Source organism: Streptomyces sp. NPDC087906, from assembly GCF_055584925.1.
The window spans coordinates 120,065-140,543 of the sequence record NZ_JBVJLC010000004.1 but is presented as its reverse complement, the minus strand read 5'-3'; the positions used below and the strand labels follow the sequence as shown (position 1 = coordinate 140,543).

Genomic DNA, 20,479 nt, shown 5'->3' with positions numbered 1-20,479 from the left:
TATGACAGCAGCTCCACTTGCTCCCACGACCGCAGCACCGCTGGCCATCGGCCCGTACCCGGTGTCCCCGCCCGTGGTGCTCGCCCCCATGGCCGGGATCACCAACGCGCCGTTCCGGACGCTGTGCCGCGAGTTCTCCGGCGGCAAGGGGCTGTTCGTCAGTGAGATGATCACCACACGGGCGCTGGTCGAGCGCAACGAGAAGACGATGCAGCTCATCCGCTTCGACGCCTCCGAGACGCCCCGCTCGATCCAGTTGTACGGGGTGGACCCGGTCACCGTCGGCAAGGCCGTCCGGATGATCGTGGACGAGGGTCTCGCCGACCACATCGACCTCAACTTCGGCTGCCCCGTGCCCAAGGTCACCCGCAAGGGCGGCGGCTCGGCCCTCCCGTACAAGCGGCCGCTGCTGCGCGCGATCCTCCACGAGGCCGTCACCAACGCGGGTGAGCTGCCCGTCACGATGAAGATGCGCAAGGGCATCGACGACGACCACATGACGTACCTCGACGCCGGCCGGATCGCGGTCGAGACCGGCGTCACGGCCATCGCGCTGCACGGCAGGACGGCCGCCCAGCACTACGGCGGCACCGCCGACTGGGACGCGATCGCCCGGCTGAAGGAGCACGTTCCGGAGATCCCGGTCCTCGGCAACGGCGACATCTGGTCGGCCGACGACGCGCTGCGCATGGTGCGCGAGACCGGCTGCGACGGCGTTGTCGTCGGCCGGGGCTGCCTGGGCCGGCCGTGGCTCTTCGGCGACCTGGTCGCGGCCTTCGAAGGGACGGGCGAGACGCTGCGGCCGACCCTGCGCGAGGTCACCGAGGTCATGCGGCGCCACGCGGAGCTGCTGGGGGAGTGGATCGGCGACGAGGCGCGCGGGGTGATCGACTTCCGTAAGCACGTGGCCTGGTACCTGAAGGGCTTCTCGGTCGGCTCCCACCTCCGCAGGGAGCTGGCGATCACCTCGTCCCTGGCCGAACTCGACGCGCTGATCGCCGGGTTGGACCTCGACCAGCCGTGGCCGGACGGCGCCGACGGACCGCGCGGCCGTACGTCGGGCAACAACAGGGTCGTCCTGCCGGACGGTTGGCTGAAGGACCCGTACGACTGCGCCGGGATCGGCGCCGACGCCGAACTCGACACCTCGGGCGGCTGACCCGCCCCGCCGGTAATGCGGTGGCGGCCCGTACGAGCCCGGTGCTTGGATGCGCGGCATGACCTCCGCCTCCGCACAACAGACGCTGCTGGACAAGCTGGACGCGTACTACGACGCGGTGCCGCGCGCCGCTGCCCGCGTCGAGGACCACGGTGCGCTGACCCTGTTCGTCAGGAACGACCCGGGATGGCCGTACTACGCGCGGCCCACCCGGGGTGCGTCGGGCGCCGTCGAGCCGGCGGACGTGACGCGCGTGCGCGGCCGGCAGCGTGAACTGGGCGTCCCGGAGAGCTTCGAGTGGGTGGCGGAGACCACGCCCTCGCTGCGGGCGGCGGTCGAGGGCTCGTCCGGGCTCGTCATCCACGAGCACCCGCTGATGGTGCTTCCCCCGGACGCCGAACTGCCCGCAGGAGCCGCCGAAACGGCGGTCGACGGGGTGTCCGTACGGACGGTGGGCGCGGACGATCCCGCGCTGCCGAGCGCCCTGGCCGCGCCGCGCCTGGCCTTCGCCACCCCCGGAACGGGCTTGGGGGAAGCGGGCATTGAGCAACTCGCCGCCGCCGCACGGGAGACGGCGGCCGACGGGTCCGTGGCGCGGACAGCCGCCCGTATCGGCGCCGGGCTGACGGCGGTCGCCGCCGCGGTGGCGGACGGCCTCGCCCTCTGCGCGGGCCAGCATCAACCCGTCGGCACGGTCAGCGAGATCGTCGGCGTGGGCACGCTGCCGGCCGCCCGGCGCCAGGGCCTCGCCCTCGCGGTCACCGCGGCGCTGGTGGCCGACGCACGGGCGCGCGGCGTGGACACCGTCTTCCTGTCGGCGGACGACGAGACCGTCGCCCGCATCTACGCGCGGCTGGGCTTCCGCAGGATCGGTACGGCACTGACGGCCGAACCGGCCGCAGCGGATCAGTAGAGAGTCGTCGGCGAGGAGAGTTCGATGCGGGACGGGTACGTGCTCCGGAGTCCGGTGGAGGCCGATCTGCCGGCGGTGGCCGACGCGGTGAGCGCCGCCGAGCGGGCGAGCGACCCCACGGCCGCCGCCAGGACCGCGGCCGGCTTCCGGCACGAGTGGGCGTCGCTGGACCCTGCCAGGGATGTCTGGGTCGTGACCGGCCCCGACGGCGAGGTGTGCGGGTACGGGCAGGTCGGCGGCGTGCGCGAAGGCCGGGTGGTCGGCGACGCGTACACCCGTCCCGGCCATGTCGGCCGGGGCATCGGCACGGCGCTGCTGACCCGGATGGAGGCGCGCGCCGCCGAACTGGCGCGGCCCGTCGTGCTGGTGAACTACGTCCTGCTCGACGGCGCCGCCGACCGGATGCTGCGCGCCCGCGGGTACGAACGGACCCGGGTCCACCAGCGGATGCGGACCGCCGTCGACGGGCCGCTGGAGCCGCCGGTCTGGCCCGACGGCGTCAAGGTCCGCTCCTGCGACGGGAGTTCGGAAGACCTGCGGCGCGTCCATGAATGCGCCGAGGAGACCTTCGGCGACCACTGGGGCCGAACGCGGCGCTCGTACGGCGAATGGGCCGCCGACATGCTCTACGAAGGGTTCGACCCCGGCCTCTGGCTCGTCGCCGAGCGCGACGGACGGATGGTGGGGGTGGCCCTGTGCCAGGTGCGCGAGGTCGAAGGCCGACCGGCCGGTGAGATAAGCCAGTTGGGGGTGCGACGGGAGGCCAGGCGGCTCGGCCTCGGCCGGGCGCTGCTGCTGGCGGGCTTCGCGCTCTTCGCCGGACGGGGGATCGACTCCGTCGGACTCGACGTCGACAGCACGAGCCTGACCGGCGCGCACCGGCTGTACGAGCGGGCCGGGATGAGGACGACGATCGCCATCGGCCGGTTCGAGCGCGAGCTGTCCACGGACGGATAAGGAGACTCCGGCCATGCCCGCACCCACCGGCTTCCGTTACGAGCGGCACACCGACGGCAGCGTGGTCATCACCCACCAGGGGCGGGTGGCCGCCACGCTGCGCGGCTCACGCGCCGACAAGTTCCTGGTGCAAGTGGCCTCCGGGGACGCCCAGTCGGTGATGGCGCGCTGGACAGGCCCGTACAAGTTCGGCAACGAACGCACCGCCCGCGACCACCCCCGCAACCGCGGCAACCGGCGCTAGCGCTGACAGGCCCTACGGCCGGCCCGTCTGCTGCGCCACGTCCGGCCCCGCGTGCCGCTCAAGCGGCGTAGCCGCCGCCGAGTTGGAGACGCTGAAGGCGACCGTGCCCGCCCGGTAGCGGTCGTCGGTCCACTCGATCGGCCGGCCCGCCGCCGTGTACGTCAGATAGCGCTGCCGCAGCAGCGGGCTGCCCCTGCGCACCCGCAGCAGCCGGGCGTCCTCGCTGCCCGTGGCGACGGCGTCGAGCAGGTGCTCGCCGTAGTGCGCCACGATCCCGGCCTCCTCGGCGATGCTGTTCATGATCGACACGCAGTCGTCGGGCAGCGCCCGCACGGCAGGCGCCACCCAGTCCGTGTAGGCGGTGCGCTCCACCATCACCGGCTCGCCGTCCAGATGGCGCAGCCGCAGGACGTACAGCACCTGCGCGCCCGGCTCGATGCCGAGCCGGGACGCCTCCTCGGCCGTGGCCGTCCGCGTCGTACGGCTGAGGATGCGGCTCGCCACCTCGCTGCCCATGGCCTGGGCCCACTGGGCGAAGCTGTTGAGCTGCTGGAAGCTGTGCCGGCGCTCCTGGCGCAGTACGACGCGCCGGGCGCCCTGCCGGGAGCCGATCAGACCTTCCGAGGCGAGCAGCCCGACCGCCTGGCGGACCGTGCCGCGCGAGGCCGACCAGTGGGCCGCCAGATCGCTCTCCGACGGCAGGTGTGCGCCGACGGGGTAGTCGCCGGACAGGATCGACTGCCGCAGCGCCTCCGCGATCTCCAGATAGCGCGAACTCCCCACACTGGCCCCCTCGGTCGGTCCCGCCGGCGCCGCGTGCGCTGCCTGCGGTGATGCGTGAACTGTGTACAGGAGCGCTTCCCCGTCGCACACCTGACCTTCACTGTAACCGCATATGAAGCGCGGCCGGCCAGCCGGTCAGCGGCCCCGAAGCGCTGACGATCTGCCGCTTTGCGGGCGTTTTGGTCTTCCGCCCTTCGTGCTGCCAAGGTCATCGGACGTTAACCGTGCGGACACCTTGACCGGGCGAACTGGTGCCAGCTTGTATGAACAAGTGAAACCTTCATTTGCCCCCGGGAGACATCGCGTGACCCGACTTCGCGTACGCGCCAACGGCCGGCTGACAGCCGCCCTGGTGCTCAGCACCGCCGCACTCACCGCGCTCACCGCCTGTGGCGCCAAGTCCGACTCCGACACCCCCGCCGACGCCGGCGGCTCCGCCGGTGTGAAGGCCAACGCCGCCACCTCCGTGGCGGACTTCGGCGGTCTGGCAGGGCTGGTCAAGGCGGCGGAGAAGGAAGGCACGCTCAACGCGATAGCCCTGCCGCCGGACTGGGCCAACTACGGCGAGATCATCAAGGGCTTCGAGGCCAAGTACAAGGTCAAGATCAAGGACGAGACGCCGGACGCCGCCAGCGCCGACGAGATCAACGCGATCAAGTCCCGCAAGGGCCAGGACCGCGCCCCCGACGTCGTCGACCTGGGCAGCCCCTTCGACCGCAGCGGCGCCGCCGAGGGCCTCTTCGCGCCGTACAAGGTCGCGTCCTACGACAAGATCCCCGCGGCGCAGAAGGACCCGAACGGCCTCTGGTACAACGACTACGGCGGGTACATCTCCATCGGCTGCGACGCCAAGCGCATCAAGGTCTGCCCAACGACCTTCGCCGATCTCCTCAAGCCCGAGTACAAGGGCAAGGTCGCCCTCAACGGCAACCCCAACAAGTCCGGTTCGGCCTTCGGCGGCGTCTACGCGGCCTCCCTCGCCAACAAGGGCAGCTTCTCCGACATCCAGCCGGGCATCGACTTCTTCGGCAAGCTGAAGAAGAACGGCAACTTCATCCCCGTCGAGTCCACCCCCGCGACGGTCCAGAAGGGCGAGACGCCCATCTCGATCGACTGGGACTACCTCAACGCCGGTTACGCCGACCAGTTCAAGGGCAAGGGCGTCGACTGGCAGGTCGCCGTCCCGACCGACGGCTCGTACGCCCAGTACTACTCGCAGGCGATCAACAAGGACGCGCCGCACCCGGCAGCCGCCCGCCTGTGGATGGAGTACCTGTACAGCGCCGAGGGCCAGAACCTCTTCCTCAAGGGCTACGCCCGCCCCGTCCTGCTGCCCTCCATGACCGAGGACGGCTCCGTCGACAAGACCTTCGTCACCAAGCTCCCCAAGGTCGAAGGCACCCCCGAGTTCCCCGAGGCCAAGGACCTGGACAGCGTCAAGGCCGTCCTCGCCAAGAACTGGGACAAGGCCGTCAGCTAATGGCAGACCACTCCCTGCCCGCGCCGGGCACCACCCCGCCCGCACCGGGCGCCGCCGACGGCACCCGCCGTCGGCGGCGGGCGCCGCGCGCCTGGCTCGGCGCCCTCCCGCTGCTCGTGTTCGCCGGCATCTGCTTCGGACTGCCGGTCGGCGCCGTGGTGTACGGGGCGTTCACGACGAAGGACACGGCCACCGGCGTCACTTCGGCGACCGGCGCCAACGTCAGCACCTCGCTCCAGGGCCCCTACCTCACCTCCCTGACCGGCAGCGTCGAACTCTCCGCGCTGACCGCCCTGATCGGCACCGTCCTCGGCATGCTGATCGCCCAGGCCGTCGTCACGTCCCGGCGCGGCGCGCTGCGGGAGTCCGTGCTGACCGCGTCCGGGGTGCTCGCCAACTTCGGCGGCGTACCGCTCGCCTTCGCCTTCGTCGCGACCCTCGGCATCTCGGGTGTCGTCACGCAGTACGCGCATCTCGACGCGGCCGGCTGGAACCTGTACTCCTTCACCGGGCTCACCGTGATCTACCTGTACTTCCTGGTGCCGCTGATGGTGCTGGTCAGCGTCCCGGCGCTGGACGGCCTGCGCCCGCAGTGGCGGGAGGCCGCGCAGAACGCGGGCGCCACCACCTGGCAGTTCTGGCGCCATGTCGGACTGCCGGTCCTCATGCCCACCCTGCTCGGCGGGTTCGTGCTGCTCTTCGGCAGCGCCTTCGCCGCGTACGCCACGGCCGCGGCGCTCGTCGGCGGTTCCGTACCCCTGGTGACGCTGAAGATCGCCGACGCGTTGTCCGGCAACGTCCAGGTCGGCCAGGAGAACGTCGCGCTCGCCCTGAGCCTCGACATGATCGTGATCGCCGGCCTGGTGATGGTGGTCTATCTGCCCCTCCAGCGACGGAGCACCCGATGGCTGCACTGACCCCCACCGCCGCCGACGCGCCGAGCCGCACAGCGCCGCCCGCCGGCCGCGTCCGCAAGCAGCGCGGCCGGCCGCGCATCTGGCGCGGCGCCGTCCTGATCCTCGCCGGGATCTACTTCGTCGTACCGCTGCTCGCCTCGTTCGTCTTCACCGTCCACACCCCGGGCCAGGGCCTCTCCTTCGACGCCTACACCGGGATCCTGTCCGCCGACGGATTCTCCAAGAGCCTGCTGCTCTCGCTCGGCCTGGCCGGCTGCACCATCGTGCTGTCGCTGCTGCTGGCCGTGCCCGCGCTCGTCGCGGTACGGCTCGGCGCGCCCCGGCTGCGGCCCGTCATCGAGGTCATCTGCATGCTGCCGCTGGTGGTGCCGCCGATCGCGCTGGTCAGCGGGATCACGACGGTCCTGCGCTGGGGCCCCGAGTACTTGTCCACCACCCCGCTCTACCAGACGTTCATCGTCGTGCAGGACGAGTCGTTCCCGCTGGTGCTGGTCATCGCCTACACCGTGCTCGCGCTGCCGTTCGTGTACCGCTCGCTGGACGCGGGGCTGCGCGCCGTCGACATTCCCACGCTCGTGGAGGCGGCCCGCAACTGCGGGGCGAGCATGCCGTACACGGTCGTCCGGGTGATCCTGCCCAATCTGCGCTCGTCGCTGGCCGGCGCCTCCTTCCTCACCCTGGCCCTCGTGCTCGGCGAATACACCATCGCCGCGCTGCTGGGCTATCAGCCCTTCGCCGTCTGGATCGTCACCATCTCCGGCTCCCAGGCGCAGGTTTCGGTCGCCGTCTCGCTGCTCAGCCTGCTGATCGCCTGGGCGCTGCTGATGGTCCTCTCCCGGGCCGGGGCGCGGGCCGCGGCCGGCGCATCCGCGGCCCCCGCGGGCGGTCCTGCCACCACAACTCCCCTCTCCGGCAAGGAGTAGCCCCTCATGTCTTCCACGGCCACACTCACCGCGAGTGAGGGACAGCCCGCGGCTCCCGCCGGCGCGCTGGTCGAATTCCGCGGTCTGCGGCGGGCCTTCGGGCCCACCGTCGCCCTCGACGGACTCGACCTGACGGCCAGGCCCGGTGAACTCCTCGCGCTGCTCGGCCCTTCGGGCTGCGGCAAGACCACCGCGCTGCGCGTGCTCGCCGGCTTCGAGCAGCCCGACGCGGGCGAGGTGCTGGTGGACGGCGCCGACATCACCCGGGTCCCGGCCAACCGCCGCGACGCGGGCATGGTCTTCCAGTCGTACAGCCTCTTCCCGCATCTCAACGCGCGCGACAACGTCGCCTTCGGGCTGCGGGTACGGAAGGTGCCGGCCGCCGAGCGGCGCACCCGCGCCGCCGAACTCCTCGACCTGGTCGGGCTGCCCGAGCACGGCGACCGCTTCCCGCACCAGATGTCCGGCGGCCAGCAGCAGCGGGTGGCACTGGCCCGCGCGCTGGCGCTGCGGCCCCGGGTGCTGCTGCTCGACGAGCCGCTGTCGGCGCTCGACGCCAAGGTCAGGCTCACGCTGCGGGAGGAGATCCGCCGGCTCCAGCTCTCGCTCGGCATCACCACCATCTTCGTCACGCACGACCAGGAGGAGGCGCTGTCGATGGCCGACCGGGTCGCCGTGCTCAACGCGGGCCGGCTCGAACAGTGCGCGCCGCCCGCCGAGTTGTACGAGCGTCCCGCCACCGCCTTCGTCGCCGAGTTCGTCGGCACGATGAACCGGCTGCCCGGCCGGCTCACCGACGCCGGCCGGGTCGAGGTCGCCGGTGCCACCCTGCCGGTGGACGGCGAGATCCCGGCAGGACGCGAGGTCGAGGTGCTGATCCGGCCGGAGAACGTCACGGCGACCGCCGACCCCGAAGGCACCGCCACGGTCGTCTCGGCCGCGTTCTTCGGCTCGGTCACCCGGGTGCTGCTCGATCTGCCCGGTGGCGGCTCGGTCAAGGCCGACGTGCCCTCGCGCGACGCGGGGGAGTTGCAGCCCGGCGTACGGGCCACGGTCGTACCGGCCGAGCGCCCCGCCCTGGTCGTACCGGTGGCCGGTGTCGCGGCGTCCGCCGGGAACGCCGCGTGAAGCTGCCCGCGGCTGTCCTCTTCGACATGGACGGCACGCTCGTGGACACCGAAGTGCTCTGGTGGGACACGGCGGACGAGGTCGCCGCCCGGCTCGGCCACCGGCTGACGGACGCCGACGCGCGCGAGGTGGTGGGCCGGGCCGTCGCCGACACGGCCGCGTATCTCGTACGCGTCGCCGGCGCGGAACCCAGCCGTACGGAGCCGGCTCCGGCGGTCGAGTCCGTCGCCGCCGAACTGTCCGGGTCCTTCCTCCGGCGGGTGGAGGCGGGCGCGCCGCTGCGGCCGGGTGCCCGCCGGCTGCTGGCCGAGCTGGCACGAGACGGGGTGCCGTTCGCCCTGGTCAGCGCCTCGCCACGGGCCGTTGTCGACTCCGTGGTCGGCGGCTCGCTGCCGGACGTCGGCTTCGCCTTCACGCTCTCGGCCGACGACACCGTACGGACCAAGCCGCACCCCGATCCCTACCTGGCCGCCGCGACACGGCTCGGCGTGCGGCCGGGGGCGTGTGTCGCCGTGGAGGACTCCCCGGACGGTACGGCCTCGGCGCAGGCCGCCGGGTGCGCCGTCCTCGTCGTACCGTCCCTGCTGCCGGTGGAGCCCGCCGCCGGGCGGTACTTCGCGGAGAGCCTGGAGGACGTCGATCTGGCGGTGCTGCGCGACTGCGCGCGGGACCGGCTGCGCGACCACGCTTCGGCCCGTCGTGGGGCGTGATTCTCGCCACATTTGACGGTCGATGCGCTCAGAGGAGCGGATCTTGGGCGACTGCACCTCTGGAAGGGGTGGCACTGCGTGCCACCCCTTTGGTGTTCGAAGGGTGAACTCAGACGTCGTTGTCACCGCTCAGACGAGCGGAAAGGGTCATCGGCGGGTCATGCCCGCTTCGAGGCGTGAAGCCGTACGGGCCGCGCGGGCATCCGCCATGCGCATTGGATCCGGTGGCGGACGAGTGGTCAATGCCGTGCGACGGCCAGGTGGACATGTCCGGACGCCTTTGATCTGGGTATGTTCCTCGCCGTCAGGGCAGCCAGCGCGTCGTCCTCCGAGGAGTCGAGACCCGTGTCGGAAAAGCAGGAGAAGACCGAGAAGCCGGCGAAGTACGTCTTCGACTTCACCGAGGGCAACAAGGATCTGAAGGATCTCCTCGGCGGCAAGGGCGCCAACCTCGCCGAGATGACCAATCTCGGACTGCCCGTCCCGCCCGGTTTCACCATCACCACCGAGGCGTGCAACGTCTACCTCGACAGCGGGACCGAACCGGCGGCACTGGGTGACGAGGTGACGGCCCATCTCGAAGCGCTGGAGAAGAAGATGGCCAAGCGGCTCGGCCAGGCCGACGATCCGCTGCTGGTCTCCGTACGCTCCGGGGCGAAGTTCTCCATGCCGGGCATGATGGACACCGTCCTGAACGTGGGGCTCTCGGACGACTCGGTCGCCGGGCTCGCCAAGCAGTCGGGCGACGAGCGGTTCGCCTGGGACTCCTACCGGCGGCTCATCCAGATGTTCGGCGCGACCGTCCTCGGTGTCGACGCCGAACTCTTCGAGGACGCGCTGGAGGAGGCCAAGCAGGCCAACAACGCGGCCACCGACGTCGATCTGGCCGCGGGCGACCTCAAGAAGCTGGTCAAGCAGTTCAAGAAGATCGTCTCCCGGCACACCGGACGCGACTTCCCGCAGGACCCGCGCGAGCAGATGGACCTCGCCATCCGCGCCGTCTTCGACTCGTGGAACACCGACCGCGCCAAGCTCTACCGCCGCCAGGAACGTATCCCCGGCGACCTCGGTACGGCGGTCACGGTCTGCTCGATGGTCTTCGGCAACCTCGGCCCCGACTCCGGTACGGGCGTGGCCTTCACCCGCGACCCGGCCAGCGGCCACCAGGGCGTGTACGGCGACTACTTGCAGAACGCGCAGGGCGAGGACGTCGTCGCCGGCATCCGCAACACCGTGCCGCTCGCCGATCTGGAGACCATCGACAAGGCGTCGTACGACCAGCTCATGCAGATCATGGCGACGCTGGAGACGCACTACCGCGATCTGTGCGACATCGAATTCACCATCGAGCGCGGCCAGTTGTGGATGCTCCAGACCCGGGTCGGCAAACGCACGGCGGGCGCCGCCTTCCGGATCGCCACCCAACTCGTCGACCAGGGCCTGATCGACGAGGCGGAGGCGCTCCAGCGCGTCAACGGCGCCCAGCTCGCCCAGCTCATGTTCCCGCGCTTCGACGAGGGCGCGAAGCGGCAGTTGCTCGGCCGGGGCATCGCCGCTTCGCCGGGCGCCGCCGTCGGCAAGGCCGTCTTCGACTCGTACACCGCCGTGAAGTGGTCGCGCTCGGGCGAGAAGGTCATCCTCATCCGCCGGGAGACCAACCCCGACGACCTCGACGGCATCATCGCCGCCGAGGGCATCCTGACCTCGCGCGGCGGGAAGACCTCGCACGCCGCCGTCGTCGCCCGGGGCATGGGCAAGACCTGTGTGTGCGGCGCGGAGGAGCTGGAGGTCGACACCAAGGCCCGCCGGCTCACGGTCGGTTCGACCGTCATCGAGGAGGGCGACGTCGTCTCCGTCGACGGCTCGACCGGCAAGGTCTACCTCGGTGAGGTGCCTGTCGTCCCCTCGCCCGTGGTCGAGTACTTCGAGGGCCGGATGCACGCGGGCGCCGACGACGCCGACGAACTGGTCGAGGCGGTGCACCGGATGATGGCGTACGCGGACCGGCGCCGCAGGCTGCGGGTGCGGGCCAACGCCGACAACACCGAAGACGCCCTGCGCGCCCGCCGGTTCGGCGCCCAGGGCATCGGGCTCTGCCGCACTGAGCACATGTTCCTCGGCGAGCGCAGGGCCATGGTCGAGAAGCTGATCCTCGCCGACACGGACGACGAGCGCGACGCGGCGCTCGACGCGCTGCTGCCGCTGCAGAAGAAGGACTTCACCGAGCTGTTCGAGGCGATGGACGGACTGCCGGTCACGGTACGGCTGCTGGACCCGCCGCTGCACGAATTCCTGCCCGACATCACGGAGTTGTCGGTCCGCGTCGCCCTGGCCGAGGCCCGCAAGGACCACAACGAGAACGATCTGCGGCTCCTGCAGGCCGTACACAAACTGCACGAGCAGAACCCGATGCTGGGGCTGCGCGGGGTACGGCTCGGCCTGGTCATCCCCGGCCTCTTCGCCATGCAGGTACGGGCCATCGCCGAGGCGGCGGCCGACCGGAAGAACGCCAAGGGCGACCCGCGCGCCGAGATCATGATCCCGCTCGTCGGCACGGTCCAGGAGCTGGAGATCGTCAGCGACGAGGCGCACCAGGTCATCGCCGACGTGGAGAAGGCGACGGGCGTCGAGCTGAAGCTGGCGATCGGCACGATGATCGAGCTGCCGCGCGCCGCGCTGACGGCGGGTCAACTCGCTGAGTCCGCGCAGTTCTTCTCCTTCGGCACGAACGACCTGACCCAGACCGTGTGGGGCTTCTCCCGCGACGACGTGGAGGCGAGCTTCTTCACCGCGTATCTGGAGAAGGGCATCTTCGGGGTCTCCCCGTTCGAGACGATCGACCGCGACGGCGTCGGCGCGCTCGTCCGCAGCGCGTGCGAGGCGGGCCGGGCGACCCGGCCGGATCTGAAGCTCGGCATCTGCGGTGAGCACGGCGGCGACCCGGAGTCGGTGCACTTCTTCCACGACGTCGGCCTCGACTACGTCTCCTGCTCGCCGTTCCGCATCCCGGTGGCCCGACTGGAAGCGGGCCGCGCGGCGGCGGGCGCGTAACCGCGCATGACGGGCGCGTAACCGCCCCCGCCCAAGACACCGGGGCCGTTCGCGGTCCGCCCGCCCCTCACGGGTCCTGCGGGCGGCCCCGGGACGCGCGGCGGGGCGGGCCGGAACCCGTGCGGGGGTCCGGCCCGCCCCGCCGCGTCATGCTGCCAGGACTCGCCTGCCCTGCGGCGATGAGTTTCCGGCGAAGGCCCGGTCTATCTCCTCGAACGCGCACCGAGCGCGACGCGCGCCTGGCGCGCCGAGAGAAACGAGACGGCCGATGCCCGCGATGATCTTCCTCAACCTGCCGGTCAAGGATGTCCAGGTCTCCAAGACGTTCTTCGAGAAGCTCGGCTACGCGAGCAATCCGCAGTTCTCGGACGAGCAGACGGCGTGTGTCGTCATCAGCGACACCATCTTCGTGATGCTCCTGGAGGAGGCCCGCTTCAAGGACTTCACGAAGAAGGAGATCGCCGACGCCAAGACGAGCACCGAGGCGCTGATCTGTCTCAGCGCCGAGAGCCGCGCCGCCGTGGACGAACTCGTCGACACGGCCCTCGCCGCCGGCGGCTCGCCCTCCCTCGACCCGCAGGACCACGGGTTCATGTACCAGCGCTCGTTCCAGGACCCGGACCACCACCAGTGGGAAATCACGTGGATGGACCCGGCCGCCGTCGCGGGACAGAGCTGACGCGCGGATCAGGCGGCGGCGCCGCCGTCCACGACCAGGTCGGTGCCGACGGCGGACGCCGCGTCGGGCGAGGCGAGATAGAGGACGGCGGCGGCGATCTCCTCCGTGGCCGACACCCGGCCCAGCGGGTTGGCCTCCTTGATCCGGGCGGCCCTGCCGGCCTCGCTCTCGCCCGGCCGCAGCGACATCGCGGTGGCGGAGGGCCCCGGGCTGACGGCGTTGATCCGTACCCCGTCCTGGATGTGGTCGAGAGCCGCCGCCCTGGTCAGCGCCGAGACGGCGGCCTTCGACGCGATGTAAGCGGCGATCCCCGGCACGCGCTTGTGCGCGCCGAGGTTGGACGAGACGTTGACGATCACGCCGCCGCCGCTCGCCCGCATATGGCCGATCTCCGCCTGGAGGCAGTGCAGCAGTCCGGTGACATTGCCGTCGATCAGCGTGTGCCAGTCCACCAGCGGCAGATCTGCGAGGGGAGTGCCGCCGCGGAAGACCCCGGCGTTGTTGACGGCCACGTCAAGACCGCCGAACAGCTCGACCGCCCGGCGCACCAGGGCGCTCACCTCGTCGGGGCGCGTGATGTCGGCCGGCACGGCTGCGGCGGTGCCGCCCGCGCCCTCGATCAGCTCGACGGTCCCGGCGAGCGGTCCCGCGCTCCGTCCCGCGACGACGACCGACGCGCCCTCGGCGGCGAAGGCCAGCGCGACGGCCCTGCCGAGGCCCGACCCCGCGCCGGTGACGAGAACGGATCTGCCGGTGAAGCGTGCGAACATCACAAAGAACCCCCAGGGCGTGAATATTGGATCGTTCGTTCCGGTTTGGCTGAGAGGGTCAATCAGTCCAGCAGGGTGAGCGCCTGCTCCGCCGCGTCCCGCACCCTGGCCGGATCGTCCGACGCCTTGCCGGTCACCCGCATGCCCTGCATGAGGACGAGCAGCAGATGCGCCAGGGCGCGCGGATCGCGGTCGGCGGGCAGTTCACCGCCGGCCCTGGCCCGTACCAGCGCGGAGTGCAGCAGGGTCTCCAGATGCCGCCAGCTTTGCTCGACGCGCCGGGCCGCCGCCGGGTCGTGCGGCGCCAGCTCCGTCGCCGTGTTGGTGACGAGACAGCCCCAGCTCCTGGTCCCGCCCGCCGTCGCCTCGGCGGCGAACCGCCGTACCACCGCCCGGACCGCGGGCAGCGCGGGACCCGGCCGGGACAGCTCGGCCAGCGGCTCGGCGTCGCGCGTCTCGCTGTAGCGGTCGAGCGCCTTCAGGTACAGCTCGTGCTTGTTGCCGAACGTCGCGTAGATACTGGCGCGCCCGATGCCGAGGTGGGCCACGAGGTCCGCCATGGACGTCGCCTCGTACCCCCGGCGCCAGAACAGCTCAAGGGCGGACTGGAGCGCGGCTTCCGGATCGAATTCCTTGGTCCTGGCCACGACGGTGACCCTAGGCTTTTCCGGAACGAGCAGTCAAGTATGGCCAGGGCCGCCTGCCGCGCGCTCGGTTAGGGTCGCGATCATGCCCGACATATCCCTGACCGTGCTCACCCTGCTCTGCCTCGCCGCGCTCGCTGCCGGGTGGATCGACGCCGTGGTGGGCGGTGGCGGGCTGCTGCTCCTGCCGGCGCTGCTGATCGGGCTGCCGCACGTGCCGGCGGCGAACATCCTCGGCACCAACAAGGCCGTCGCCATCGTCGGCACCTCCGGCGCCGCCGTCACGTATCTGCGCAAGGCGCCGGTCGAGTTGGGCACGGCCCTGCGGATCGGGCTCGTGGCGCTGGCCGGATCGATGACGGGCGCCTTCTTCGCCGCCGGGATCAGCAGCGACGTACTGCGGCCGGTGATCATGGTGGTGCTGCTGGCGGTCGCGGCCTTCGTCCTGCTGCGGCCCGGGTTCGGCCGGGCGCAGGCGGGGGCCGGGCCGGTCACCCGGCGGCGTACGGTCCTGGCGATCGTCCTCGTGGGCGGCGGGATCGGCTTCTACGACGGGCTGTTCGGCCCCGGCACCGGCACCTTCCTGGTCCTGGCGCTGACCGCCGTGCTCCGGCTCGACCTGGTCACCGCTTCCGCCAACGCGAAGATCGTGAACGTCTGCACCAACGCGGGCGCGCTCGCGATGTTCGCCTACCAGGGCACCGTGCTGTGGCAACTGGCCGCGCTCATGGCCGTGTTCAACCTGGCAGGCGGGATGCTGGGCGCGCGCACGGCGCTCAAGAAGGGCAGCGAGTTCGTCCGAGGCGTGCTGCTGGTGGTGGTGTTCTCACTGATCGCGAAGCTCGCCTTCGACCAGTGGGCGGCCTGATCCCGCGGTCACCCGACGAGATGCGCGTACGCGACGACGTTGCCCTGGTAGCCGGTCTTCGGCGAGAAGCCGCCGCCGCACGTGATCACCCGCAGCTCGGCCCGGTCCTGCTGGGCCCGGCCGCCCGAGCCGTACACCTTGCTGTCGGGGAAGTCGGCGTTCTCGTACACCTCGACCGCGTCGACCGCGAAGACGGCCGTACGGGAGTCCGCGCGTACGACGTCGATCCTGTCCCCCTTCTTCAGGGTGCCCAGGGAGTAGAAGACTGCGGGCCCGCGCGCGGTGTCGACATGGCCGGCGATGACGGCCGTCCCCTTGGCGCCGGGCGCCGCGCCGTCCCCGTACCACCCGGCGAGATTGCTGTGCGCGGCCGGCGGTACGGCGAGACTGCCGTCGGCGGCGAGGCCGAGCCGCATCAGCGGCGCGTCCACCTCGATCTCCGGGATACGCAGCCGTACCGGCGCGGAGGCGGGCAGCGGCTCGGCCGCCGCCCGGGTGTGGTGGTCCGGCCCGGCGGCGAACGCCTGCGCGGCCGAAGGGGCGGGCGGGGTGACCGGGCGCGCGCCGTTCTGGACGAGCCAGACACCGGTGCAGGCGACGGCGGCCAGCAGCCAGCCCCTCCTCCTGACCTGGGCGGTGACCGGCACGGTGAGCGACCTTTCCGCGGTGGGGATGCGGGGGATCCGGGACTGCGGGGGATCCTGGGCAGGGGTTCCCCGCCCCGGTCAGCGATGAGCATGACGGGGGCGGGGACGCCCGGACGGGAGATTCCCTAGCCGTCCTGCGTGCCGCTCGCCCGGCGACGCAGGAGCAGGGTCCCGCCCGCGGCGGCGGCGGCCAGTACGGCCGTCCCCGCCGCGATCTGGGTGGTGTCGGGCCCGACGCTGCCGCCGACCCCTGTCTTCACATGGCCGACCGGCCCTGAGTGGGCCAGCACGGTGAGATCACCGTCGGCCTCCTTGCCGTTCTTGCACTTCGCGACGATCCGGTACGAGCCCGGCTTGGCGCTGTCCGGCACCGTGAACCGGCCGACGACGACCTCTTTGTGCGTCTCGGACTTCAGCTCGAACTCCCCGGCGCCGAGTTCGCGTGCGTCGCCCTTGGCGTAGCCGCCGGGGCCGCAGGCCGTGGTGTTCACGGTGACGGTCGCGCCGGGCGGCGCGTCGGCCGGGGTCACCTCAAGCACGCCGGGCTTGCCGCCGCCGTGGTCCCCGCCGCCCCACTGGTCGCCGCCTTCGTGGTCGCCGCTCCACCGGTCGCCGCCACCGGGATCGACGTCCCCGTGCTCAGGGACGTCCGGAACCTCCCCGTCCGGGGCGTCCGGAATCCCGCCACCCGGAGCCTCGCCGCCCGGGACCTCGCCGCCCGGGACCTCACCGGCCCCGACCTCGGCGCCCCCGAAGTCCCCGCCGTCGGCGTCACCGGACTCTGCGGCGAACGCACCGGTGGCGCTCGCTGTCACCAGTCCGAGCGAGGCAGCCGCGAGGGCGGCACCGGTCAGCAGGCGGGCAGTGCTGCGCATGGTGATCCTCCGTCGGAATCGCGGGTCTCCTCCGAGGTAAGTGCCCCCACGAGCCGCACGCCTGCTGATGGCCGATCAGATTCCCGCCCCCGGGAGTGCGTGTCAGGCTTGCCAAGAGCCGTCACCGCAGGTCACGGCCGAGACCGGGGAACCGGCCGGCCCCCCGCCCCCGTACGCGCCGAACGGGTGACGAGCGGGTGACGAGCGGGTGTGGCCGGGGGCGCGTCGGCGGGCACGACCTAGGGCTCAGAGCTGGTTCTCGCCGCCGTCCACGTACAGGTTGGCGCCGAGGATGAAGCTGCTCCGCCCGGAGGCGAGGAAGGCCACCGCTTCGGCGACCTCGTCCGGTCGGCCGATCCGGCCCAGCGGCACACCCGCGACGAACTGCTCCTTGCTGACGGGCGCGTCCCCCTCGGCCACGGCGTCGACCGCGGGAGTGTCGATGGTGCCCGGGGAGATCGCGTTGACCCGGATGCCGCGGCCCTTCAGCTCGTTGGCCCAGGTGCGGGTGAAGGACCGCAGCGCCGCCTTGGAGGCCGCGTACGTGCCGAACGCGGCGACACCGTCGTCGGCGCGCACCGAGGAGTTGATGATCACCGAAGCGCCGTCGTTGAGCAGCGGCAGCGCCTTCTGCACCGTGAACAGCGTGCCTCGTACGTTGACGCCGAAGGTCGCGTCGAAGTGCTCCTCGGTGACCTCCTCCAGCGTCGCGAACGACGCCGTCCCCGCGTTGGCGAACACGATGTCCAGGCCGCGGCCCCGGGCGCGGACCGCGTCGTAGAGCCGGTCCAGGTCGGCCAGGTTCGCGATGTCGCCCACCACGGGCGTGGCCGCCGCCGGGCCGATGGTCTCGACGGCCGCGTCCAGCGCGGTCTTGCGCCGGCCGGTGATGAACACGTGCGCGCCCTCGGCCGCCAGCCGGACGGCCGCCGCGAGGCCGATCCCGCTGCTGCCGCCGGTGACGACAGCGGTCTTGCCTTCGAACTGTCCCATCATGACCTCCGCGTATTTCAGTACCGAGCGGTACTGAACGAGACTGTAGCAGCTTACGAACCGACCGGTACAGAAGAGGTAGGATCGGTGGCATGGACACGGGACAGAAGGCGCCGATCGGCCGGCCGAGGGGATTCGACACCGAAGAGGCCCTGGAACGCGCCATGCGGGTGTTCTGGGAACAGGGCTACGAAGGCGCCAGCCTCACCGATCTGACCGCCGCCATGGGCATCAACCGCACCAGCATGTACGCGGCCTTCGGCAACAAGGAGCACCTGTTCCGCACGTGCCTGGAGCGCTATACGGAGGGCCCCGCCTCGTACGGCGCGCGTGCCGTACGGGAACCGACCGCCCGAAAGGTGGCCGCCGCGATGCTCAACGGCGCGGTCCTGGCCACCACCGGCGCCGGCACCCCCGCCGGGTGCCTCGGCGTCCAGGGCTCCCTCGCCGCGGGGGAGCCGGGAAGCGCCGCCCGCGACGCCCTCGTCGCCTGGCGCGACGAGCACGTCTCCCACCTCGCCGACCGCTTCCGGCGGGCCGTGGACGAAGGCGACCTGCCGCCCGACGCAGACCCCGGCCTGCTCGCCCGCCACCTCATGACCGTGGCGAACGGCATCGCGGTCCAGGCGGCGGGCGGCGTCACCCGCGAAGTGCTCCAGCAGGTGGCCGACATGACCCTGCGGACCTGGCCCCCGGCCACGGCCCCGACCGCCCCGACCCAGCCGGAGGCCTGAGCCGCCTCCGCCGCAGCACGGGATGGACCGGCACGGTCAGGGACGCTCCCACTCCACCGACTCGTACACGCCGCGCACCCGCTCAAGCAGCTCCGCGTCGCCGGGGAACTCCACGTCGTCGATCCGGCTCACCGGCACCACGCCGTGCGAGTTGGTGTGGAACGCACCCTGGAATCCGGCCAGTTCCGACAGCCTGACCTCGCGCCGTACGGAGGCGAGCCCTGCGGCGGCCAGCCGGGGTTCGATCAGTGCCATGGTGATCCCCGTCAGGATGGCGCCCTGCGGCCAGACGACCGAACTGCCGTCCCAGAAGCCCACGTTGGCGATGCTGCCCTCCAGGACGACGCCACCGGGACCGGTCAGCAGCGCGTCGTCGAAGCCCGCTCGCGCGGCGCGATGGCCGTGGTAGATCTGCCCGAAGCCGCCCAGGTGCTTGAGATGGGCGGCGGGGCGCTCGTACGCGACGGACATCAGGCTCACCGCCCGCTCGTCCGGCACCGCGGGCGGCCGTACGGTCACCATCAGGCTCAACTCGCCTGGTTCGTCAGCCTGATGGACGTACACGCGCGCCGACGCGTCCCGTACGCCACCGAGCGCGTGCCGCAGCAGCGCCCGTACCCGCTCGCCCGCCACACCCACGCCGAACAGCTCCTGGCTCGCCGCGTCGAGCCGCGCGACATGCAGGTCCATGCCGCGCACCCCGCCGCCCCTGACCTGCATGGCGGTGAAGTGTCCGTAGGTGTTGAGCGCCCGCATCCGCAGGTCGGACTCGGTGGCCGGACGCCCGTCCACCTCGATGAGCAGTTCTGGAGCCTCGGTCGTCATGCCGGTCACCGTACGACGGGGTCAGTCCTCTATCAGCCGCCGGGGTCCGGGGCCGTGCGAGGCCAGTTCGTCGCCGGGGTTGGACAGCACGCAGCGGTCCAGCGAGAGGCAGCCGCAGCCGATGCAGTCGGTGAGGTTGTCGCGCAGCCGCTGAAGCGTACGGATGCGCGCTTCGAGGTCGGCGCGCCAGCACTCGGAGATCCGCGCCCAGTCCTCCTTCGTCGGCGTACGGTCCGCGGGCAGCAGCGCCAGGACGGCCCGGATGTCGGCCAGCGGGATGCCGAGCCGCTGCGAGGTGCGGATGAAGGCGACCCTGCGCAGCGTGTCGCGGCTGTAGCGCCGCTGGTTGCCCGACGTACGGCGGCTGAAGATCAGCCCCTCGCGCTCGTAGAAGCGCAGCGCCGACGTGGCGACCCCACTGCGTGCCGCCAGCTCTCCGACAGTGGCTTCCTTGGCGTCCCAGGCGAGATGTGTCGTCATACGGACCAGCGTAGCTTGACTTCAACTATGGTTTAAGTATGACGCTCGGTCCATGGACTCCACGCAGGACACCACCGCGCAGGACACCGCCGGGCCGCTGAAGCTGGCCGTCATCCTCGGCAGCAACCGGGAGGGCCGCTTCGGCCCCGTCGTCGCCAACTGGTTCCTCGAACACGCCTCCGCACGCGCCGACTTCACCGTCGACCTGATCGACCTCGCCGAGACGGACCTGCCGACAGCGCCGTCACCCGACCCGGGCCCCGAGCCGCTGGCCCAACTCGCCAAGGTCACCTCACGACTCGCCGCCGCCGACGCCTTCGCCGTACTGACCCCCGAGTACAACCACTCCTATCCCGCCTGCCTCAAGGCGCTGATCGACTGGCACTTCGCCGAATGGCAGGCCAAACCAATCGGCTTCGTCTCGTACGGCGGGATGTCCGGCGGCCTGCGCGCCGTCGAACACCTCCGCCAGGTCTTCGCCGAACTGCACGCCGTCACGGTCAGGGACACGGTCTCCTTCCACAACGCCGGCGCCCTCTTCGACGCGACGGGCAGCCCCAAGGACCCCTCGGGCCCGGACGGCGCCGCCAAGGCGATGCTCGACCAACTGGCGTGGTGGGCCCTGGCCCTGCGCGAAGCGAAGTCCGTACGCGCGTACGCCGGTTGACCTGACGGCCCGTCGGGGCACCCGGCCGGTAC

At 71.7% G+C, this 20,479-nt stretch carries 22 protein-coding genes; 14 read left to right on the top strand and 8 right to left on the bottom strand.

Annotation, left to right across the window (positions count from 1 at the left end):
- Window position 1 precedes the first annotated feature (1 nt).
- The 4 genes from dusB to ACZ63I_RS14260 are packed head-to-tail and all read left to right on the top strand — an operon-like array spanning window position 2 to window position 3,273.
- The gene (gene dusB / locus ACZ63I_RS14275) at window positions 2–1,159 is read left to right on the top strand and encodes a tRNA dihydrouridine synthase DusB (protein ID WP_469338578.1); all 1,158 of its coding nucleotides are present in this window, start codon (window positions 2–4) and stop codon (window positions 1,157–1,159) included.
- A 58-nt stretch (window positions 1,160–1,217) separates the two neighbouring features.
- Window positions 1,218–2,072, top strand: coding sequence for a GNAT family N-acetyltransferase (locus ACZ63I_RS14270; RefSeq protein WP_469338577.1), 855 nt, complete (start codon window positions 1,218–1,220; stop codon window positions 2,070–2,072).
- 24 nt (window positions 2,073–2,096) lie between these two features.
- Window positions 2,097–3,029 (top strand): GNAT family N-acetyltransferase, encoded by a 933-nt coding sequence (locus ACZ63I_RS14265; RefSeq protein ID WP_469338575.1) that lies wholly within the window; start codon window positions 2,097–2,099, stop codon window positions 3,027–3,029.
- A gap of 13 nt (window positions 3,030–3,042) precedes the next feature.
- The gene (locus ACZ63I_RS14260; RefSeq protein ID WP_469338574.1) at window positions 3,043–3,273 is read left to right on the top strand and encodes a hypothetical protein; all 231 of its coding nucleotides are present in this window, start codon (window positions 3,043–3,045) and stop codon (window positions 3,271–3,273) included.
- 12 nt (window positions 3,274–3,285) lie between these two features.
- Here the strand turns inward: ACZ63I_RS14260 and ACZ63I_RS14255 are convergent, their stop codons facing one another.
- The gene (locus ACZ63I_RS14255) at window positions 3,286–4,056 is read right to left on the bottom strand and encodes a GntR family transcriptional regulator (protein ID WP_469338572.1); all 771 of its coding nucleotides are present in this window, start codon (window positions 4,054–4,056) and stop codon (window positions 3,286–3,288) included.
- 304 nt (window positions 4,057–4,360) lie between these two features.
- Here ACZ63I_RS14255 and ACZ63I_RS14250 point away from each other — a divergent pair, with 304 nt between their 5' ends.
- The 7 genes from ACZ63I_RS14250 (at window position 4,361) to ACZ63I_RS14220 (ending at window position 12,944) form a co-directional block, all read left to right on the top strand.
- The gene (locus tag ACZ63I_RS14250; RefSeq protein ID WP_469338571.1) at window positions 4,361–5,536 is read left to right on the top strand and encodes an ABC transporter substrate-binding protein; all 1,176 of its coding nucleotides are present in this window, start codon (window positions 4,361–4,363) and stop codon (window positions 5,534–5,536) included.
- Window positions 5,536–6,453: an ABC transporter permease gene (locus ACZ63I_RS14245; protein ID WP_469338569.1), complete on the top strand. Its 918-nt coding sequence runs from the start codon at window positions 5,536–5,538 to the stop codon at window positions 6,451–6,453. The genes ACZ63I_RS14250 and ACZ63I_RS14245 overlap by 1 nt, the downstream gene beginning before the upstream one ends.
- Complete coding sequence (locus ACZ63I_RS14240) at window positions 6,441–7,376, top strand: ABC transporter permease (protein WP_469338567.1); 936 nt, start codon at window positions 6,441–6,443, stop codon at window positions 7,374–7,376. Before ACZ63I_RS14245 ends, ACZ63I_RS14240 begins: the two co-directional genes overlap by 13 nt.
- Before the next feature lie 6 nt (window positions 7,377–7,382).
- Window positions 7,383–8,504 (top strand): ABC transporter ATP-binding protein, encoded by a 1,122-nt coding sequence (locus tag ACZ63I_RS14235; RefSeq protein ID WP_469338565.1) that lies wholly within the window; start codon window positions 7,383–7,385, stop codon window positions 8,502–8,504.
- Window positions 8,501–9,214, top strand: coding sequence for an HAD family hydrolase (locus ACZ63I_RS14230; RefSeq protein WP_469338563.1), 714 nt, complete (start codon window positions 8,501–8,503; stop codon window positions 9,212–9,214). The genes ACZ63I_RS14235 and ACZ63I_RS14230 overlap by 4 nt, the downstream gene beginning before the upstream one ends.
- A gap of 345 nt (window positions 9,215–9,559) precedes the next feature.
- A complete protein-coding gene (gene ppdK, locus ACZ63I_RS14225; protein WP_469338561.1) occupies window positions 9,560–12,265 on the top strand; it encodes a pyruvate, phosphate dikinase in 2,706 nt (901 codons plus the stop codon).
- Window positions 12,266–12,533: 268 nt separating this feature from the next.
- Complete coding sequence (locus ACZ63I_RS14220) at window positions 12,534–12,944, top strand: VOC family protein (RefSeq protein WP_469338560.1); 411 nt, start codon at window positions 12,534–12,536, stop codon at window positions 12,942–12,944.
- Window positions 12,945–12,952: 8 nt separating this feature from the next.
- Here the strand turns inward: ACZ63I_RS14220 and ACZ63I_RS14215 are convergent, their stop codons facing one another.
- Together ACZ63I_RS14215 and ACZ63I_RS14210 are read right to left on the bottom strand one after the other, a co-directional pair.
- Entirely contained in the window at window positions 12,953–13,714 is a 762-nt protein-coding gene (locus tag ACZ63I_RS14215; RefSeq protein WP_469338558.1) for an SDR family NAD(P)-dependent oxidoreductase, read from the bottom strand.
- 62 nt (window positions 13,715–13,776) lie between these two features.
- The gene (locus tag ACZ63I_RS14210; RefSeq protein ID WP_469338557.1) at window positions 13,777–14,361 is read right to left on the bottom strand and encodes a TetR/AcrR family transcriptional regulator; all 585 of its coding nucleotides are present in this window, start codon (window positions 14,359–14,361) and stop codon (window positions 13,777–13,779) included.
- 82 nt (window positions 14,362–14,443) lie between these two features.
- Here ACZ63I_RS14210 and ACZ63I_RS14205 point away from each other — a divergent pair, with 82 nt between their 5' ends.
- The gene (locus tag ACZ63I_RS14205) at window positions 14,444–15,226 is read left to right on the top strand and encodes a sulfite exporter TauE/SafE family protein (RefSeq protein ID WP_469338555.1); all 783 of its coding nucleotides are present in this window, start codon (window positions 14,444–14,446) and stop codon (window positions 15,224–15,226) included.
- 8 nt (window positions 15,227–15,234) lie between these two features.
- Here ACZ63I_RS14205 and ACZ63I_RS14200 read toward each other — a convergent pair whose 3' ends face one another.
- The 3 genes from ACZ63I_RS14200 to ACZ63I_RS14190 form a co-directional block, all read right to left on the bottom strand.
- On the bottom strand, window positions 15,235–15,873 hold the full coding sequence (locus ACZ63I_RS14200) for a class F sortase (RefSeq protein WP_469338554.1): 639 nt from the start codon (window positions 15,871–15,873) through the stop codon (window positions 15,235–15,237).
- A 125-nt stretch (window positions 15,874–15,998) separates the two neighbouring features.
- A complete protein-coding gene (locus ACZ63I_RS14195) occupies window positions 15,999–16,748 on the bottom strand; it encodes a hypothetical protein (RefSeq protein ID WP_469338552.1) in 750 nt (249 codons plus the stop codon).
- Window positions 16,749–16,994: 246 nt separating this feature from the next.
- On the bottom strand, window positions 16,995–17,741 hold the full coding sequence (locus tag ACZ63I_RS14190; protein WP_469338551.1) for an SDR family NAD(P)-dependent oxidoreductase: 747 nt from the start codon (window positions 17,739–17,741) through the stop codon (window positions 16,995–16,997).
- A gap of 92 nt (window positions 17,742–17,833) precedes the next feature.
- Here ACZ63I_RS14190 and ACZ63I_RS14185 point away from each other — a divergent pair, with 92 nt between their 5' ends.
- Window positions 17,834–18,475, top strand: a complete 642-nt coding sequence (locus ACZ63I_RS14185) for a TetR/AcrR family transcriptional regulator (RefSeq protein WP_469338550.1) — start codon at window positions 17,834–17,836, stop codon at window positions 18,473–18,475.
- Between the two features lie 36 nt (window positions 18,476–18,511).
- On the opposite strand, the gene ACZ63I_RS14180 is transcribed toward ACZ63I_RS14185, so the two are convergent.
- Together ACZ63I_RS14180 and soxR are read right to left on the bottom strand one after the other, a co-directional pair.
- The gene (locus ACZ63I_RS14180) at window positions 18,512–19,300 is read right to left on the bottom strand and encodes an aminotransferase class IV (protein WP_469338549.1); all 789 of its coding nucleotides are present in this window, start codon (window positions 19,298–19,300) and stop codon (window positions 18,512–18,514) included.
- Between the two features lie 21 nt (window positions 19,301–19,321).
- Entirely contained in the window at window positions 19,322–19,780 is a 459-nt protein-coding gene (soxR, locus tag ACZ63I_RS14175) for a redox-sensitive transcriptional activator SoxR (RefSeq protein ID WP_469338548.1), read from the bottom strand.
- A gap of 52 nt (window positions 19,781–19,832) precedes the next feature.
- On the opposite strand from soxR, the gene ACZ63I_RS14170 reads away from it, so the two are divergent.
- Window positions 19,833–20,447 carry an NADPH-dependent FMN reductase gene (locus ACZ63I_RS14170; protein WP_469338546.1) on the top strand — a complete coding sequence of 205 codons (615 nt, stop codon included), beginning with the start codon at window positions 19,833–19,835 and terminating at the stop codon, window positions 20,445–20,447.
- The last annotated feature ends 32 nt before the right edge of the window (window positions 20,448–20,479 follow it).

What these genes read in the sequence shown, in the direction of transcription:
- ACZ63I_RS14205 (WP_469338555.1), top strand. Translation starts at nt 14,444, where the DNA reads ATGCCCGACATATCCCTGACCGTGCTCACCCTGCTCTGCCTCGCCGCG.
- ACZ63I_RS14215 (WP_469338558.1), bottom strand. Translation starts at nt 13,714, where the DNA reads ATGTTCGCACGCTTCACCGGCAGATCCGTTCTCGTCACCGGCGCGGGG.
- ACZ63I_RS14260 (WP_469338574.1), top strand. Translation starts at nt 3,043, where the DNA reads ATGCCCGCACCCACCGGCTTCCGTTACGAGCGGCACACCGACGGCAGC.
- ACZ63I_RS14185 (WP_469338550.1), top strand. Translation starts at nt 17,834, where the DNA reads ATGGACACGGGACAGAAGGCGCCGATCGGCCGGCCGAGGGGATTCGAC.
- dusB (WP_469338578.1), top strand. Translation starts at nt 2, where the DNA reads ATGACAGCAGCTCCACTTGCTCCCACGACCGCAGCACCGCTGGCCATC.
- ACZ63I_RS14195 (WP_469338552.1), bottom strand. Translation starts at nt 16,748, where the DNA reads ATGCGCAGCACTGCCCGCCTGCTGACCGGTGCCGCCCTCGCGGCTGCC.
- ACZ63I_RS14190 (WP_469338551.1), bottom strand. Translation starts at nt 17,741, where the DNA reads ATGGGACAGTTCGAAGGCAAGACCGCTGTCGTCACCGGCGGCAGCAGC.
- ACZ63I_RS14270 (WP_469338577.1), top strand. Translation starts at nt 1,218, where the DNA reads ATGACCTCCGCCTCCGCACAACAGACGCTGCTGGACAAGCTGGACGCG.
- ACZ63I_RS14170 (WP_469338546.1), top strand. Translation starts at nt 19,833, where the DNA reads ATGGACTCCACGCAGGACACCACCGCGCAGGACACCGCCGGGCCGCTG.
- ACZ63I_RS14240 (WP_469338567.1), top strand. Translation starts at nt 6,441, where the DNA reads ATGGCTGCACTGACCCCCACCGCCGCCGACGCGCCGAGCCGCACAGCG.
- soxR (WP_469338548.1), bottom strand. Translation starts at nt 19,780, where the DNA reads ATGACGACACATCTCGCCTGGGACGCCAAGGAAGCCACTGTCGGAGAG.
- ACZ63I_RS14265 (WP_469338575.1), top strand. Translation starts at nt 2,097, where the DNA reads ATGCGGGACGGGTACGTGCTCCGGAGTCCGGTGGAGGCCGATCTGCCG.
- ACZ63I_RS14245 (WP_469338569.1), top strand. Translation starts at nt 5,536, where the DNA reads ATGGCAGACCACTCCCTGCCCGCGCCGGGCACCACCCCGCCCGCACCG.
- ACZ63I_RS14220 (WP_469338560.1), top strand. Translation starts at nt 12,534, where the DNA reads ATGCCCGCGATGATCTTCCTCAACCTGCCGGTCAAGGATGTCCAGGTC.
- ACZ63I_RS14235 (WP_469338565.1), top strand. Translation starts at nt 7,383, where the DNA reads ATGTCTTCCACGGCCACACTCACCGCGAGTGAGGGACAGCCCGCGGCT.
- ACZ63I_RS14180 (WP_469338549.1), bottom strand. Translation starts at nt 19,300, where the DNA reads ATGACGACCGAGGCTCCAGAACTGCTCATCGAGGTGGACGGGCGTCCG.